The sequence below is a fragment of the Pseudomonas carassii genome, assembly GCF_036324045.1.
In the GTDB taxonomy this organism is placed as follows: domain Bacteria; phylum Pseudomonadota; class Gammaproteobacteria; order Pseudomonadales; family Pseudomonadaceae; genus Aquipseudomonas; species Aquipseudomonas peradeniyensis.
The window spans coordinates 91,189-107,625 of record NZ_JAZDCT010000003.1 but is presented as its reverse complement, the minus strand read 5'-3'; the positions used below and the strand labels follow the sequence as shown (position 1 = coordinate 107,625).

Genomic DNA, 16,437 nt, shown 5'->3' with positions numbered 1-16,437 from the left:
CCTTGCGTCATGAAAAAACTACTCCCTACTTCGACTGCCGGCAGCCTGCCCAAACCGTCCTGGCTGGCACAGCCGGAGACCCTCTGGTCGCCCTGGAAACTGCTAGACGAGGCGCTGATCGAGGGCAAGCAGGATGCGCTGCGCCTGTCGTTGCATGAACAACAATTCGCCGGTATCGATATCGTCAGTGACGGTGAGCAGACCCGTCAGCATTTCGTCACCACGTTCATCGAACACCTCGACGGCGTTGACTTCGAGAAGCGCGAAACCGTCCGCATACGTGACCGCTATGATGCGAGCGTTCCGACGGTCGTGGGCGCAGTGGCTCGTCAGAAACCTGTATTCGTGGAAGACGCCAAGTTCCTCCGTCAGCAAACCTCGCAGCCCATCAAATGGGCGCTGCCAGGCCCCATGACCATGATCGACACGCTGTATGACGCGCACTATAAAAGCCGCGAAAAGCTGGCTTGGGAATTTGCCAAGATCCTCAACGAGGAGGCTCGCGAGCTCGAAGCGGCCGGTGTAGACATCATCCAGTTCGACGAACCCGCCTTCAACGTCTTCTTCGACGAGGTGAACGACTGGGGCGTCGCCACCCTGGAGCGGGCCATCGAAGGCCTCAAGTGCGAAACGGCGGTGCATATCTGCTACGGCTATGGCATCAAGGCCAACACCGACTGGAAGAAGACCCTGGGCTCGGAGTGGCGGCAGTACGAGGAGGCATTCCCCAAACTGCAGCAATCGAAGATCGATATCGTCTCGCTGGAGTGCCACAACTCCCACGTCCCGATGGAGCTTATCGAGTTGATCCGCGGCAAGAAGGTGATGGTCGGGGCTATCGACGTCGCCAACCACGCCATCGAAACCCCGGAGGAAGTGGCCAACACACTGCGTAAAGCCCTTCAATTCGTGGATGCCGACAAGCTCTACCCGTGCACCAACTGCGGCATGGCGCCGTTGCCGCGTGCCGTGGCACGCGGCAAGCTGAATGCGTTGAGCGCAGGTGCAGAGATCGTCCGCAGAGAGCTCGCGAAGTAAGACCGAGTGCTGTGTGGGAGGGCGTCCGAGGCAGGGGGCACGCTACTCGTGGTGCGGCTCACCCAGGAACGTCAGTGAACTGAACAGGCTCTGTTGCTCCACCGGTTCGCCTTCGGGCATTGGCAAGGTGGCCTGGGCGGCGATGATGTTCAGCCCCTCGTTGCGTACGGTGATCCGTGCCCGGCCTTGCTGGTCGGTGGTGGCACTGATCTGGTGGGGCGCGCCGCGGTAGTCACCTTGCAGCGGGATGTCCGCAGCCGGTTTGCCATCGAGTAGCACCTGCACTTCCAGAGGCTTGCCTGGACCTGCCTTCAGCGGGTCGCTCAGGGGGATGATCGCCAGGCGCAGCATGTCCAGTTGCGGCAGGCGGGCACCGCTCTGATAAATGGCCAGGCTGTACTTCAGGCTGTGGGTGGAGGCGACCGCGTCCTTGACCTGGGTGCGGTCCTGGTTGACCCACTGCTTGTCCGGGCGTTGCGACCAAGGCCCGTTGTCCAGCAGCACGGCAAGCGTCGCAGGCGGGGTGAGCGGCTGCAGGACGGCATGGTCCGCCAGGCGCTCGACCGTGACTGGGATCATCTTGCCGGCGGCGTCGAACGCCCAGGCACGCTTGATCTTTTCAGGCTTGTAGGCGCTATCCTCGGCGCCGTGGCCGTACACCGCCTCGATATTGCCACGTCGCTCCTCGGTCCACAGGCCGTGGGCACCGGCGTTGACGCTGATCATCACGGTGAGCAGGGTGGCGGCTTTCAACGATGAATGCATGATGTTTCCTTGGTTCAAAGATTCAGGGTCAGTCCCGGCGCTGGTTGGCTGCCTGCGGGAGTCTTCATTACGACAATAATTGATATGTTATAATGTAGCTTTTGTGGGAGGCCAGCGATATTGTCTGGGTCTTCGCTGGCCCGTTGGAGTTCGTATGGATCGACGCCGTGTCCTGAAATTGTTGCTGGCATGCCTGGCATTGCCGCTGCCCCTTGCGGCGCAGGCGGCCCAGGCAGTCAGAAACGTTCGCGTGAGCCAGGTAGGCAATGTCACCAAGGTGATGCTGGACCTGACCGGGCCAGTGGCGGCCAGGCATTTCAGCCTCGCCGCGCCACCTCGGCTGGTGCTTGATCTTCCCCAGGCCACCCTTCGGGCATCGCTGGCTGACCTTGCCCTGCAAGGCACAGCGGTCACGGCGATTCGCAGCGGGATCACCGCGACTGGAGACCTGCGTATCGTCGTGGACCTGGCCGCCGCGGCCTTGCGCAGCGAGGTTCGCACGGTCCAGGCCGGGGGGCACGGGCTCGAGCTGTCGCTCACCGGGCCTGCGCTGGCTGCCGCGCCGGTAGCGGCACAGCCATCCGCGCGCCTGCGTGACCTGCTGATCGTGGTGGATGCCGGGCATGGCGGCAAGGACCCTGGCGCAGTGGGGGCCAAGGGCGAGCAGGAAAAGCACGTCGCCTTGCAGATTGCCAAGTTGCTGGCCAGGCGTATCGACGCGCAGAAGGGCTACAAGGCACGTTTGGTGCGCAGTGATGATGTGTTCATCCCGCTACGCAAGCGCGTCGAACTCGCCCAGCGTCTGAATGCCGACCTGTTCGTCTCGGTGCACGCGGACGCAGCGCCCCGGCTTACTGCCTCGGGCGCCTCTGTCTTTGCCTTGTCCCAAGGCGGCGCGACATCATCGATGGCGCGCTGGATGGCGCAGCGGGAAAACGCGGCGGACAACGTCGGTGGCGGTCTGCCGGTGAAACTGCGCCAGCCCGACCCCATGGTGGCGGGCGTGCTGCTGGACATGTCCGTTAGCTCGACGATTGCCGCCAGCCTGGACCTGGGGCATCAGGTGCTCGGCCAGCTGGGACGGGTGTCGGGCCTGCACCAGGCGCGGGTGGAGCAGGCCGGGTTCGCGGTGCTCAAGTCGGCGGCGGTGCCTTCGATCCTTGTCGAAACGGGGTTCATTTCCAATGCCGGCGATTGCAAGCGTCTGCATGATGTTCGGCATCAGCGCAAGGTGGCCGCAGCGATCTTTGCCGGGCTGGACGGTTATTTCCGCCAGCAGCCGCCTGCTGGCAGCCTGATTGCGGCCAAGGAGCAAGCCTAGGGAATAAGGGTGGCCTGTGCCCCAGGGCAGAAGAGCATCAAGCACGCGAAGTCGGCAGGTTGATCCATTTTATATTCCATAAGGTGATTATTTAGTAATTTATTATTCCTTCCAAGCTTGAAACGCTGTCAGGCAAAGTCCGTTGCTCTCCTTCCAATGGATGGTTGCTGTTCAGCTTGGAGCTCGCCATGACGTCCTCTTCCGTTTCTTCCCTCACCCTGGTCGGGCAAATGTTCCAACGTGAATACGGGTGGCTGTGCGGCCGTATCGGCCGCGCACTGGGCTGCCCGCATGGCGCCCAGGACATCGCCTCGGAGACCTTCCTGCGGGTGCTGGCCATGCCCGACCCCGCAGCGATCCGCGAACCCCGCGCGTTGCTGACCACCATTGCCCGGCGCCTGGTGTACGAGGGCTGGCGCCGCCAGGACCTGGAACGCGCCTACTTCGACAGCCTGGCCCTGGCGCCGGCGGCGGTGCATCCGTCGCCGGAGGAGCGCCTGCTGGTGATCGAGACCCTGCTCACCCTCGACCGGCTGCTCGACGGCCTGTCGCCGCGGGCCAAGGCCGCGTTCCTGTATCACCAGCTCGATGCCCTGACCTATGTCCAGATCGCCGAGCGCCTGGAGGTGTCGGTCAGCCGCGTGCAGCAGTACATGGCCGAAGCCTTCAAGCGTTGCTACCTGGCGCTGGAGGCGGCATGAGCCCTGGGTTCCCGGACGAGGCCATGATCGGCGAGGCCGCGCAGTGGCTGGCCCTGCTGCAGTCGGGCCAGGCCAGCGCCGAGGAGTTGCGGGCGTTCGAGCAATGGCAGGCGGGTGATCCGCTTCGGGCGCAGGTGGTGCGGCAGATGAGCCTGGGCCTGGGCGGGTTGCAGGGCGGGCGTGTGCAGGGCGTGTCCAGCGAGCGCTTGCTGCAGGCGCTGAACACGCCGCGCAGCAGCCGTCGCCAGTTTGTCCACGGCAGCCTGGCGGTGGCGGGTGTGGCGTTGGCCGGGTTGTGGGCCAGCCGCTGGCCGGGGGAGGGGGGCGATATCCTGCAGACCGGCACGGGCGAGCGGCGCGACCTGCTGTTGCCCGATGGCAGCCGCCTGGTGCTGGATGCCCGCAGCCAGGTCGCGGTGCGTTTCGATGCCGAGCAACGCCTTGTGCAACTGACCCGCGGCCAGTTGCTGGTGGATGTCCGGCACGACCCGACGCGGCCTTTGCTGGTGGCCACGGCCGAGGGGCGGATCTGTGCGCTGGGCACGCGCTTTCAGGTCGAGCAGCAGGCCACGGGTACACAGTTGACGATGCTGCATTCCCGGGTCGAGGTCACCACCCTGGGCGGGCAGCGCGCCGAGGTCGGCGAAGGCCAGCAGATACGTTTCGAGGCGCAGCGGCTGTTCGCCCTGGAGTCGGTGCGGGGCGATGCGACGGCCTGGATCGAGGGGCGCCTGGAGGTCCGTGACCGTTCGCTGGGCGAGGTGATCGAGCAGTTGCGCCGTTACCGGCCGGGGATCATCCGGGTCAGCGCCGCGGCGGCGCGCCTGCGCCTGAGCGGCATCTACCCGCTGGATGACAGCGAGCGCAGCCTGCAACTGCTGGCCAAGTCGCTGCCCATTCGCATCAGCCGGCACAGCGACTACTGGGTCAGCATCGACGTGCCTTGAGCCGGTTATATCCTCAGCACCAGATAGCCTAAGCCCGCCCTATAAATCCGCCGCGCCTGTTGCTCACCCCTGAAAAGCCAATCGATGGGGGAGCACTGCAATGCAATCAAGGAAACACCGACGCCGTCCGGCGACACTGGCGCTGGCCACCGGCCTGGCCACGCTGCTTGGTAATGGGCCAGCGCAGGCTACTGGCGACACGGCACTGGAACGGGTCACGGTAACTGGCTCGCGCATCGCTCGCGCGCAGCAGGAGGGACCGTCGCCGGTGACGGTGATCAGTGCCGAGGAGATCCAGGCGCGCGGCTATCGTAATGTCTACGACGCCATCGCCAGCCAAACGCAGAACACCGGCATGACCCAGGGCGAAGACTACGGCAACACCTTCCAGCCCGCCGCCAGCGCCCTCAACCTGCGTGGCCTGGGGCCCAATCACACGTTGGTGCTGATCAATGGCCGCCGCGTGGCCGACTACCCCACCGCCTATGGCGGCAACGTCAACTTCACCAACCTGGCGAACATCCCGTCAGTGATGATCGACCGCATCGAGCTCCTGAGCAGCGGCGCGTCGGCGGTGTACGGTTCGGACGCGATCGCCGGGGTGGTGAACATCATCCTCAAGGACAAGGCCAGCGGTGTCGACGTCAACGTACGCGGCGGCTATGCCGAGCGCGGTGGTGGCGACAACCAGCGCCTGCAGATCAGCGGCGGCGACAGCTGGGGCGACTTCGACGGCGTGTTCGGCCTCGAGCTGACCAATCGCGAGCCGATCTGGGCCGATCAGCGCGGCTTCATGGACAGCGGCCCGGCCCTGGACGTGGGCTACCGGCGCAACCTGCAGAGCGGCCAGTACCTGGGGCCTGGTTGCGGCGCCTATGCGGGGATTTTCAAAGGGTCGCTGAGCGGCAATGGCCGACGCTGCACCACCGACCAGGTCTACAACGACTACTGGACCCTGCAGACGGCCAAGGAGAACTACGATGGCTACACCCGTGGCGCCTGGCACTTCAGCGACAGCGGCCAGGTGTTCGCCGACCTGATGTTCGGCTTCGACCATATCCAGAACAACACCCGTGGCCCGAGCTTCACCTCGCCGGACTTCATCAACCAGGGTACTGGCCAGCTGGAGCGCTGGTACCGGCGTTTTTCCAGCGAGGAGATCGGTGGCAAGACCAGCAACAACAGCAAGTGGCGCGAAGTGTCGTGGACCGGCACCCTAGGCCTGGAGGACCGTATCGCCGACACCAGCTGGCACTACCAGGTCGCCGCCAACCGCTCCGAATACCGCAGCACGCGCAGTACCCGCTACACCCCGCTGGCCGGGATCCGCGACTTCTACCTGGGTCCGCAACTGGGCACCCGGGACGGCTATCCGGTGTTCGACCCGGACCCGTCGCGCATCGACCGGCCGCTCACCGAGGACGAGTGGCGGCAGTTTCGCGGCAGCCTGGTGCAGGAGAGCAAGTCCACCTCGCAGACCCTCAGCCTGAGCGGCAACGGCGACCTGTTCGAGCTGCCGGCCGGCCCCGTGGCCTTTGCCGGGGTACTGGAGGCCGGGCGTCAGGAGTATCACATCGACACCGATGACGCGCTCGGTGACGGTAGTTTCTACAACACCAGCCCGGCCGCAAACGCCGGCGGCGGACGCGACCGCTATGCCGCCGGGGGCGAGTTCAGCATTCCCCTGGCCGACAGCCTGCTGGCGTCGGTGGCCGGGCGCTGGGACCAGTACAAGTTCAGCGGTCGCAGCGAGCAGCAGAAGACCTACAACCTGGGCCTGGAGTGGCGCCCGCTGAACAGCCTGTTGCTGCGTGGCAGCTACGGCACGAGCTTCCGCGCGCCCGACCTCAACTACCTGTTCCAGGCCGACAGCAATGGCTACACCCCCGACCAGATCGACTACTACGGTTGCAGCCAGGGCGTGGCGGGGGCCTGTGACCGGGGGCGGGTCGACTATGTGCAGAGCGGCACCGCGGACCTGGCCTCCGAGCGCGGCAAGTCCTGGACCTATGGTTTCGTCTGGTCGCCGACGTCGAACTTCGATTTCTCCACCGACTTCTGGCGCGTGCAGATCGACGACCTGCTGACCAGCCTGGACATCAACCGCCTGCTGCAGCAGGAGAACGATTGCCGTGCCAGTGGCAGCGACTCGGCCAGTTGCCAGGCGGTGCTGGCGCGCATTGACCGCAATGCCGGCAATGCGGCGGTCGATCCCAACCAGTTGCAGCGCGTGCGCATCAACGCGATCAACGCCGCCAGCGAACGGGTCAGCGGCCTGGATCTGAGGACCAACCTGCGCTGGGGGGCGGGGGAGTATGGCGCGTTCAGTTCGACCCTGGGCTACAGCGTGGTGCTGTCGCACAACTACAAGGAGGCCGATGACGCGCCCAGCGAAGACCTGCGCACCAGCCGCAACAACACCGACTGGCGCAGCAAGGTCAACGCCAGCCTGACCTGGAACTATGGGGCGTTCACCACCACCGTGCTGGCGATCCGCTACGGCAGCGTCACCAATGCGGCGGCCGATGGGCGCCTGTCGCCCTGGACCAACGTCAACGCCAGCGCCCGTTACCGGCTGAACGAACGGGCCAGCGTGGGGCTGACGGTCAACAACCTGCTGAACAAGATCAAGCATGACGATTCGGCGGGGTGGCCTTATTACCCGACCGGCAACTACGACCCCTACGGTCGTCAGGTGTGGCTGGATCTGAGTTATCACTTTGGTAGTTAGCGTCGGCCCTTTCAGAGTGTTCGCCGTTACCCTCGCAGCGCCTGTGAGACCGAGCGCCGCCCGCGCGGCGCATCGCGACGCAAGGCCGCTCCTACATTTGTTGTAACGTGCCGAACCTGTCAGGCCATGGTTGCCCGCCTTGGTGCATGTCTTGAGACTGGTGGGGCGGCAGTGGTGCCCACACTGAAACCGCGTCGTACCAACAAGGCGGATAAGGTAATGGCACAGGATTGACTGGCCCGAAACAGATGTAGGAGCGGCCTTGTGTCGCGATGCGCCGCGCGGGCGGCGCTCGATCTGATAGGCGCTGCAACTCTGATGTCGGACACCTTGAAAGGGATGTTAGAGCAGACAATCCCATCATTTCTGAACGAGTATAAGCTCATCACGCAACGATCTAACCCCGCCCTATAAAAATCCGGGTGCCATTGCACAACCGATCATGTTCCCCACAACCTGATGCGGAGTGTTGCCTTGACGCCCTTTTCCCTCGCGCCGCTGTCGCGCACGCTGCTGGCCCTGAGCCTGGCTCCCGGGCTGGCTTGCGCCGTCCAGTTCGACATCCCCGCCGGTCCCCTGGACCAGACCTTGCTGAGCATCTCGCGGCAAGGGGCGCTGCCCATCTCGTTCGAGCAGTCGCTGGTCGAATCGCGCCAGGCGCCCGCCATTCGCGGCGACCTGGCGCCGACCGATGCCCTGCAACGCGCCCTGCAAGGCAGTGGCCTGCAACAGCACAAGGATGCCGACGGCATCGTCGTCACCGCCGTCGTGCCAGACCAGACCCGGGCTGATGAACAGGCGGTACCGGTGAGCCCGCCCCAGTTGCAGCGCATCGAAGTCACCGGCAGCGCGATTCGCCGGGTCGACGCCGAGACCGCGGTGCCGGTGACCATTTTGCGCACCGAGGAACTCAAGCGCCAGGGCGTCACCAGCACCGAAGAACTGGTCAAGCGCATCGCCGCCAACCAATCGTCGGTCAGCGCCGGGCGTTCGGTCGGCTCCAACAGCGGTGGCGCCTCCTACGCCGACCTGCGCGGCATCGGCCCGAACAAGACCCTGGTACTGCTCAACGGCCGACGCCTGAGCAACAACGCCACCAACGCCATCAACGGGTCCGGCGTCGACCTCAACACCATCCCGTTCGCCGCCATCGACCGGGTCGAGGTGCTGCGCGACGGCGCCTCGGCGCTGTACGGCACCGACGCCATCGGCGGGGTGATCAACTTCATCACCCGCAAGAGCGTCACCGAGGGCGAGCTGAGCGCCGGCTACAGCAGCCCTACCCGTGGCGGCGGCGGGGACGGCAACAACTTCAGTGGCAGCTGGGGTTTCGGCGACCTGGAGGAGGACCGCTTCAACGTGTTCGGCGTGGTCAGCCACGAGGAGCAGAAGCAACTGAAGGCCAAGGACCGCGACTTCACCTACAACTACCAGCCGGGCCGGGGCCTGGACTACACCTCCGGCACCGCCTCACCGGCCAACTGGAGCCAGGGTGCCAACGCCACCAACCCGCTGGCCGCATCGGGTTGCAACGGCCCGGGGCTGATCCCGCGCAGCGGCATCTGCCGCGAGTCGCTGTGGCGCTACCTGGACCTGGCCCCGGAAACTGACAAGACCTCGTTCTTCGGCAAGGCCACCGGGCAGTTGGCCGATGATCACCGGGTCAGCCTCGAGTACTTCTGGGCGCAGAACAAGAACCGCACCGAGGTCGGCCCGGGCACCCTCACCGGGGCGCAGGTCGACCCGGGCACGACGTTCTATCCTGGCAACGGCATCACCCCTGGGCCCAACGGTTTCACCCTCGACCCGACCCGGCCGGTCAACGTCAACTGGCGCGAGAGCGTGGTGGGGCCGCGCCGCCAGGAAGACGACAACGTCAGCCAGCGCGCCCTGCTCACGTTCGAAGGCTTCGTGGCGGGCTGGGACTACAACGTCGGCGCCGCCTACAACCAGAACAAGGTCAGCAACAGCATCCGCTCCGGCTACGTCGACGACCAGACGATCAAGGCCGGTATCGCCAATGGCACGATCAACCCGTTCGGCCCGCAGGGCGAAGCGGGGCGGGCATTGCTGGAACAGGCCGCGCTCAGTGGCGAGTACGGCAGCGCCGTGGGGCGGGTCAAGAGCCTGGATGGGCGTCTTAGCCGCGAGATCGGCGACTGGTTCGGTGCGGGCACCTCCGCCCTGGCGTTGGGCGGTGAGTACCGCAAGGAGGACTTCCACCAGGCGTTCGACGCATTCGCCGGCAACATCCAGAGCCTGGGCGTCGACCCTGATGGAGGTGTGGCTGGCGAGCGCTCGGTACGCGCCGAGTATGCCGAGCTGAACGTGCCCGTGCTGGAAAGCCTGGAGCTGTCGGCAGCGCTGCGGCATGACAAGTACAGCGACTTCGGCAGCACCACCAACCCCAAGTACTCGTTCCGCTTCCAGCCCCTGCGCGAGCTGGTGGTGCGTGGCGCCTACAGCGAAGGCTTCCGCGCCCCGTCGCTGTATGAGCTGTACAACCCGACCTTCACCAGCTTCACCAACGCCAACTACAACGACCCGCGCCTGTGCCCAGGCGGTACTCCGGGCAATGGCGGCATCGCCAACCGCGACTGCGCCCAGCAGTTCCTCAGCCGCAATGGCGGCAACCCCGACCTCAAGCCCGAGACCGCACGCAACGTCACCCTCGGCTTCGTCTACCAGCCGATCAGCGCGCTGTCCGCCGGGCTGGATTTCTGGTGGATCAAGATCACCAACCAGATCGCCGATTTCCCCGAGTCGGCCGTGTTCGAAAACCCCGACCTGTACCCCGAGCGCGTGGTGCGCAAGGCCGATGGCTCGATCGACCACATCGTCACGGGCCTGGCCAACCTGGGCAAGGTCAAGACCAGTGGCGTCGACGTCAGCCTCGACTACCGTTTCCCCGAATCGTCCCTGGGCAATTTCGGCCTGACGCTGCAAGGCACCTATGTCACCCGCTACGACTACCAGCAGCAACGCGATGGCGAGTACATCGACAAGGTCGGCGACTTCCGCGGCGGCGACTTCGCCTCGGCCGGCGCCGTGGCGCGCTGGCGCCACAGCCTGACCGGCAGCTGGAGCCGGGGGCCGCTCAGCGCCAGCCTGACCAATCGCTTCACCAGCGGCTACAACGACGACAAACGCGACAGCCATGGCCAGGTGGGCTCGTGGAACGTCTGGGACCTGGCCGCCACCTACGACTGGCGCGGCACCCTGACCCTTACCGGCGGCGTGCAGAACCTGTTCGACCGCGAGCCGCCGTTCAGCAACCAGACCTACACCTTCCAGAGCGGCTACGACCCGCGCTACTCCGACCCGTTCGGACGCGTGCTGTTCACCCGCGTGGCCTATCACTTCTGAGGATCGGGCGATGAACTCCCAAGCAGCGCGCCTGGCGCGCGTGGTGTGCCTGGGCCTGTGCCTGGGCGGCGCGGGCCTGGCCCAGGCGGCGGCCAGCCATGCCCTGACGGTGTATGGCGAGGCGCCAAGGTATGCCGCCGATTTCCGGCATTTCGACTACGTCGAGCCGAACGCGCCCAAGGGCGGGCGCTTCAGCCGCGCGTCCATGGAGAATGGCCAGTTCGACCATCTGATTCCCTATATCGACAAGGGTATCGGCGTGAGCCAGATCCAGGGCTGGTTGTACAGCCCGCTGGCTTACCGCTCCCTGGACGAGCCCTACACGGTCTACGGGCTGGTGGCGCAGCGCATGGAGCTGGCCCCGGACCGGCGCTGGCTGCGCTTCTACCTCGACCCCAGGGCACGCTTCGCCGATGGCCGGCCGATCAGCGCCGAGGACGTGCGCTTCACTTTCGAGCTGCTGATGCGCGAGGGCAGCCTCGGCTACCGGTTGCAGTTCGCCGATGTCGAGCAGGTGATCGTCGAGTCGCCGCGCCAGGTGCGCTTCACCTTCAAGAACGTCGACAACCGCAGCCTGCCGCTGGACATCGCCAGCTTGCCGGTGCTGCCCGAGCACTGGTGGCACGGCCGCGACTTCGCCAACGGTGGTGGCTTCGAGGCGCCGCTGGGCAGCGGCCCGTACCGCATCAGCGCAGTGGACCCCGGGCGCAGCGTGACCTTCAGCCGCCAGGCCGACTGGTGGGCCAAGGACCTGCCGGTGACCCGCGGGCAGTTCAATTTCGACACCCTCAAGCTTGAGTTCTTCGCCGACACCGACGTGGCCCGGCAGATCCTGCGTGCCGGCGGCTTCGACTTCAACCGCGAGTTCTCGGCCACCCAGTACAACGTCGGCTACCAGGGGCCGGCGCTGCAGGACGGCCGTCTGCAGCGCGAACAGCTGGCGCCGCAGGCGGTGCAGTCCAGCCAGGGCTTCGTGTTCAACCTGCAGCGACCGTTGTTCGCCGACCGCCGGGTGCGTCAGGCGATCAGCCTGCTGTGGGACTTCGAGTGGAGCAACCGGCAGATGATGCACGGCATGTACCTGCGCCAGCGCAGCTTCTTCTCGCGCAGCGAACTGGCCGCCAGCGGCCTGCCGGACGCCCGCCAGCGGGCCTTGCTCGAACCGTTCCGCCAGCAATTGCCCGAGGAGGTCTTCACCCAGGCCTTCGAGGCGCCGACAACCGACGGCAGCGGCAATGTCCGACCACAGCAGTTGCAGGCCCTGGCGCTGCTGGAGGCGGCCGGCTGGAAGCCACGGGGCGACCGGCTGGTGAATGCCGCCGGCGAGCCGCTGAGCTTTACCTTCCTCAATGGCCAGAAGGGCTTCGAGCGCCTGCTGCTGCCGTTCAAGCGCAACCTGGCGCAGATCGGCATCGGCTTCGAGATCCGCCAGGTCGACACCGCCCAGTACGCCAACCGCGTGCGCGAGCGCGACTACGACATGATCGTCACCGGCTTCGCTGTCTCGCCCGCGCCGGGCGCCGAACTCTACAACCAGTACGGCTCGGCCAGCGCCAGCGACCCGGGCTCGAACAACTTCATGGCCCTGCGCAACCCGGTGGTCGACGCGCTGATCGACGGTCTGGTGCACGCCGACAACCGTACCGACATGCTCAGCCATGCTCGTGCCCTGGACCGGGTGCTGCAGTGGGGTTACTACTGGATCCCCAACTATTACCCGCCAGGTTCCTCGAGCGTGTGGTGGAACCGCTTTGGCCGGCCGGCGATCGCCCCGCGCAACGATCCCGGCATCGACACCTGGTGGGAAACCAGCCCCACCGCCCAGGCTCGCCCCGTTACGCAACCCATCGCCGAGGTGCATTGATATGCTTGCCTACACCCTGCGGCGCCTGCTGCTGATCGTGCCGACCCTGTTGTGCATCCTGCTGGTCAACTTCGCCATCGTCCAGGCCGCGCCCGGTGGCCCGGTGGAGCAGGCCGTGGCCCGCCTGCAGGGCATCGGCGCCACGGCCGGCGCCGGTGCCGCGCGGGTCGAGCATGTGGGCGGCGAGTCCCGTACCAGCCGTGGCCTGGACCCCAAGCTGCTGGCCGACATCGAGCGCCAGTACGGCTTCGACAAACCGCCGCTGGAGCGTCTTGGGCTGATGCTTGCCAGCTACGCCCGGCTGGATTTCGGCAGCAGCTTCTTCCGCGGCGCCAAGGTCACCGAGCTGATCCTCGACAAGCTGCCTGTGACCCTGTCGCTGGGCCTGTGGGCGATGCTCGTCACCTATCTGGTGTCGATCCCGCTGGGCATCCGCAAGGCGGTGGCCCACGGCAGCCGCTTCGATGTCTGGAGCAGCACGGCGATCATTCTCGGCCATGCCATGCCGGCCTTCCTGTTCGCCCTGCTGCTGATCGTGGTGTTCGGCGGCGGCAGCCTGCTGGCCTGGTTTCCGGTGCGCGGGCTGGTGTCGGACGACTTCGCCGAGCTGTCCGTGCCCGGCAAGCTGCTGGACTACCTCTGGCACCTGGTGATGCCGGTCAGCGCCCTGGTGGTCGGCGGTTTCGCCACCCTGACGCTGCTGACCAAGAACAGCGTGCTCAACGAGATCAGCCGTCAGTACGTGGTCACCGCCCGGGCCAAGGGCCTGAGTGAAGGCCAGGTGCTCTACGGCCATGTGCTGCGCAACGCGTTGCTGGTGATCGTCGCCGGCCTGCCCCAGGCGTTGGTCGGGGTGCTGTTCGGCGGCTCGTTGCTGATCGAGGTGATCTTCTCCCTCGACGGCCTGGGGCGGCTGAGCTACGAGGCGGCGGTATCGCGGGACTACCCGGTGGTGTTCGGCACGCTGTTCATCTTCACCCTGGGCGGGTTGCTGATAAAGCTGCTGGGCGACCTGTGCTACCAGTGGCTCGACCCGCGTATCGACTTTGCCGCGAGGAGTGTGTGATGCAGGTCTTCACCCCGATTGCCCGGCGTCGCTGGCAACGCTTCAAGGACCACCGGCGCGGCTGGTGGTCGCTGTGGGTGTTCGTGCTGCTGTTCGGCCTGAGCCTGGGCGGCGAACTGATCGCCAACGACAAGCCGCTGCTGGTCTCGCACCAGGGCCACTGGTACTTCCCGGCGTTCGAGCGTTACACCGAGCAGGACTTCGGCGGCCCGCTGCCGTTCCAGCCGGACTACCGCAGCGCCTTCGTGCGCACCCTGATCGAGGGGCAGGGCGGCTGGATGCTGTTCGCGCCGATCCCGTTTGGCTTCGACACGCTCAACTACGACCTCACGGTGCCAGCGCCAAGCCCGCCCTCGGCGCAGAACTGGCTGGGCACCGACGATCAGGCGCGCGACGTGCTGGCGCGGGTGATCTACGGCGCCCGGGTGTCGCTGCTGTTCGCCCTGGCCCTGACAGCGGCGAGCGCGCTGCTCGGCATCGCCGCCGGTGCCCTACAGGGCTACCACGGCGGCTGGGTCGACCTGATCGGCCAGCGTCTGCAGGAGGTCTGGTCGGGCCTGCCGGTGCTGTACCTGCTGATCATCCTGTCCGGCTTCGTCGAGCCGGGCTTCTGGTGGTTGCTGGGGATCATGGCGCTGTTCTCCTGGCTGACCCTGGTCGATGTGGTGCGCGCCGAGTTTCTCCGGGGGCGCAGCCTGGAGTACGTGAAGGCGGCGCGGGCACTGGGGGTGGGCGATCGCCAGGTGATGCTGCGGCATATCCTGCCCAATGCCCTCAACGCCACCCTGAGCTACCTGCCGTTCATGCTCACCGGCGCCATCTCGACCCTGACCGCCCTGGATTTCCTCGGTTTCGGCATGCCCGCTGGCAGCGCGTCGCTGGGCGAGCTGATTGGCCAGGGCAAGAACAACCTGCAGGCGCCGTGGCTGGGGCTGACCGCCTTCTGCGCGCTGGCGCTGATCCTTTCCCTGCTGGTGTTCGTCGGCGAAGCCTGCCGCGACGCCTTCGACCCGAGGGCCTGACATGGCTGACAACCTTATCGAGATCCGTGATCTGCGCGTGGCCTTCGCCGGGCAGCCGGTGGTGCGCGGCATCGACCTGGACATCCGCGCCGGCGAGTGCCTGGCGCTGGTCGGCGAGTCGGGTTCGGGCAAGTCGGTGACGGCCCATTCGATCCTGCAACTGCTGCCCAAGGGCGCTGTCAATACCCAGGGCAGTATCCGCTACCAGGGCGAGGAGTTGCTCGGGGCCACACCCGCGCGCCTGCGCCAGTTGCGTGGCGACCGCATCGCGATGATCTTCCAGGAGCCGATGACCTCGCTCAACCCGCTGCACAGTGTCGAGCGCCAGCTGGGCGAGACGCTGCTGCTGCACAAGGGGCTCAAGGGTCGTGCGGCGCGTGCGCGGATCGTCGAGCTGCTCGAGCTCGTGGGGATCAGTCGCCCTGCGGAGCGCTTGAGCGCCTATCCCCATGAACTGTCCGGCGGCCAGCGCCAGCGGGTGATGATCGCCATGGCCTTGGCCTGCGAGCCGCAACTGCTGATCGCCGACGAGCCGACCACGGCGCTGGACGTCACCGTGCAGCAGCGCATCCTGCAACTGTTGCGGCGCCTGCAACGACAGCTGGGCATGGCCCTGCTGCTGATCAGCCATGATCTTAACGTGGTGCGCAGCATCGCCCAGCGGGTGGCTGTGATGCGGGCGGGGGAAATCGTCGAACAGGCCGACTGCGCGACGCTGTTCAGCGCCCCGCGCCACCCCTACAGTCGCCAGCTGCTCGACGCCGAACCCGAAGTGCATGCGCCGGTGGTGGCGGCGGGGGAGCCGCTGCTGGAGGTCGAGGATTTGCGCGTGCACTTCGCCCAGGGCGGCTGGCTGCGCGGGGCGCGCCAGCTGATCAAGGCGGTGGATGGCATCGACCTGCGGGTGCGGCGCGGGCAGACCTTGGGCATCGTCGGAGAGTCCGGCTCGGGCAAGTCGACCCTAGGCCAGGCGATCCTGCGCCTGATCGACTCAGAGGGTGGCATTCGCTTTCAGGGAGCCGCGCTGGATAGCCTGATGGGACGCCAGTTGCGGCCCTGGCGCAAGAGACTGCAGGTGGTGTTCCAGGACCCATTCGGCAGCCTCAGCCCGCGCATGAGCGTGGCGCAGATCATCGCCGAGGGGCTCGAGGTACACACGGACTTGAACGCGGCGCAACGCGAGGCGCGGGTGATCCAGGGGCTGGAGCAGGTGGGGCTGGACCCGGCCATGCGTCACCGCTACCCGCACGAATTCTCCGGCGGCCAGCGCCAGCGTATCGCCATCGCCAGGGCCCTGGTGCTCGAACCGGAGCTGATCCTGTTCGACGAGCCGACCTCGGCGCTGGACCGCACCGTGCAGAAACAGGTGGTGGAGCTGCTGCGGCGGCTGCAGGTCGAGCAGGGATTCACCTACCTGTTCATCAGCCATGACCTGGCCGTGGTGCGGGCGCTGGCCCACGAGCTGATCGTGGTCAAGGAGGGCGTGGTGGTCGAGCGCGGGGACAGCGCACAGCTGTTTGCCGCTGCGCAACATGCCTATACCCGGGAGTTGATGGCTGCGGCGTGTTTGACGTCGGAGTTGCAGCGCTTGTGAGACCGAGCGCCTTAACGCTAAT

The 16,437-nt window shown here is 66.3% G+C and carries 11 protein-coding genes; 10 read left to right on the top strand and 1 reads right to left on the bottom strand.

The features are described 5' to 3' along the window. Window positions 1-9: 9 nt before the first annotated feature. Window positions 10-1,038 carry a methionine synthase gene (locus V0R62_RS03130; protein ID WP_330102701.1) on the top strand — a complete coding sequence of 343 codons (1,029 nt, stop codon included), beginning with the start codon at window positions 10-12 and terminating at the stop codon, window positions 1,036-1,038. Window positions 1,039-1,080: 42 nt separating this feature from the next. On the opposite strand, the gene V0R62_RS03125 is transcribed toward V0R62_RS03130, so the two are convergent. Next, window positions 1,081-1,803 (bottom strand): DUF4198 domain-containing protein, encoded by a 723-nt coding sequence (locus tag V0R62_RS03125; protein ID WP_330102700.1) that lies wholly within the window; start codon window positions 1,801-1,803, stop codon window positions 1,081-1,083. Between the two features lie 154 nt (window positions 1,804-1,957). On the opposite strand from V0R62_RS03125, the gene V0R62_RS03120 reads away from it, so the two are divergent. The 9 genes from V0R62_RS03120 (at window position 1,958) to V0R62_RS03080 (ending at window position 16,415) form a co-directional block, all read left to right on the top strand. After that, a complete protein-coding gene (locus V0R62_RS03120) occupies window positions 1,958-3,124 on the top strand; it encodes an N-acetylmuramoyl-L-alanine amidase (protein WP_330102699.1) in 1,167 nt (388 codons plus the stop codon). 188 nt (window positions 3,125-3,312) lie between these two features. After that, window positions 3,313-3,825, top strand: a complete 513-nt coding sequence (locus V0R62_RS03115; RefSeq protein WP_330102698.1) for a sigma-70 family RNA polymerase sigma factor — start codon at window positions 3,313-3,315, stop codon at window positions 3,823-3,825. Further along, complete coding sequence (locus V0R62_RS03110; RefSeq protein ID WP_330102697.1) at window positions 3,822-4,772, top strand: FecR family protein; 951 nt, start codon at window positions 3,822-3,824, stop codon at window positions 4,770-4,772. The genes V0R62_RS03115 and V0R62_RS03110 overlap by 4 nt, the downstream gene beginning before the upstream one ends. Window positions 4,773-4,872: 100 nt before the next feature. Further along, on the top strand, window positions 4,873-7,503 hold the full coding sequence (locus V0R62_RS03105) for a TonB-dependent receptor plug domain-containing protein (protein ID WP_330102696.1): 2,631 nt from the start codon (window positions 4,873-4,875) through the stop codon (window positions 7,501-7,503). A 768-nt stretch (window positions 7,504-8,271) separates the two neighbouring features. Beyond that, complete coding sequence (locus V0R62_RS03100) at window positions 8,272-10,869, top strand: TonB-dependent receptor (protein ID WP_330102839.1); 2,598 nt, start codon at window positions 8,272-8,274, stop codon at window positions 10,867-10,869. A 10-nt stretch (window positions 10,870-10,879) separates the two neighbouring features. Continuing rightward, window positions 10,880-12,733, top strand: coding sequence for an extracellular solute-binding protein (locus V0R62_RS03095; protein WP_330102695.1), 1,854 nt, complete (start codon window positions 10,880-10,882; stop codon window positions 12,731-12,733). A 1-nt stretch (window position 12,734) separates the two neighbouring features. Next, a complete protein-coding gene (locus tag V0R62_RS03090; protein ID WP_330102694.1) occupies window positions 12,735-13,799 on the top strand; it encodes a microcin C ABC transporter permease YejB in 1,065 nt (354 codons plus the stop codon). Then, window positions 13,799-14,821 (top strand): ABC transporter permease, encoded by a 1,023-nt coding sequence (locus V0R62_RS03085; RefSeq protein ID WP_330102693.1) that lies wholly within the window; start codon window positions 13,799-13,801, stop codon window positions 14,819-14,821. The genes V0R62_RS03090 and V0R62_RS03085 overlap by 1 nt, the downstream gene beginning before the upstream one ends. Window position 14,822: 1 nt before the next feature. Further along, on the top strand, window positions 14,823-16,415 hold the full coding sequence (locus V0R62_RS03080; protein WP_330102692.1) for an ABC transporter ATP-binding protein: 1,593 nt from the start codon (window positions 14,823-14,825) through the stop codon (window positions 16,413-16,415). The last annotated feature ends 22 nt before the right edge of the window (window positions 16,416-16,437 follow it).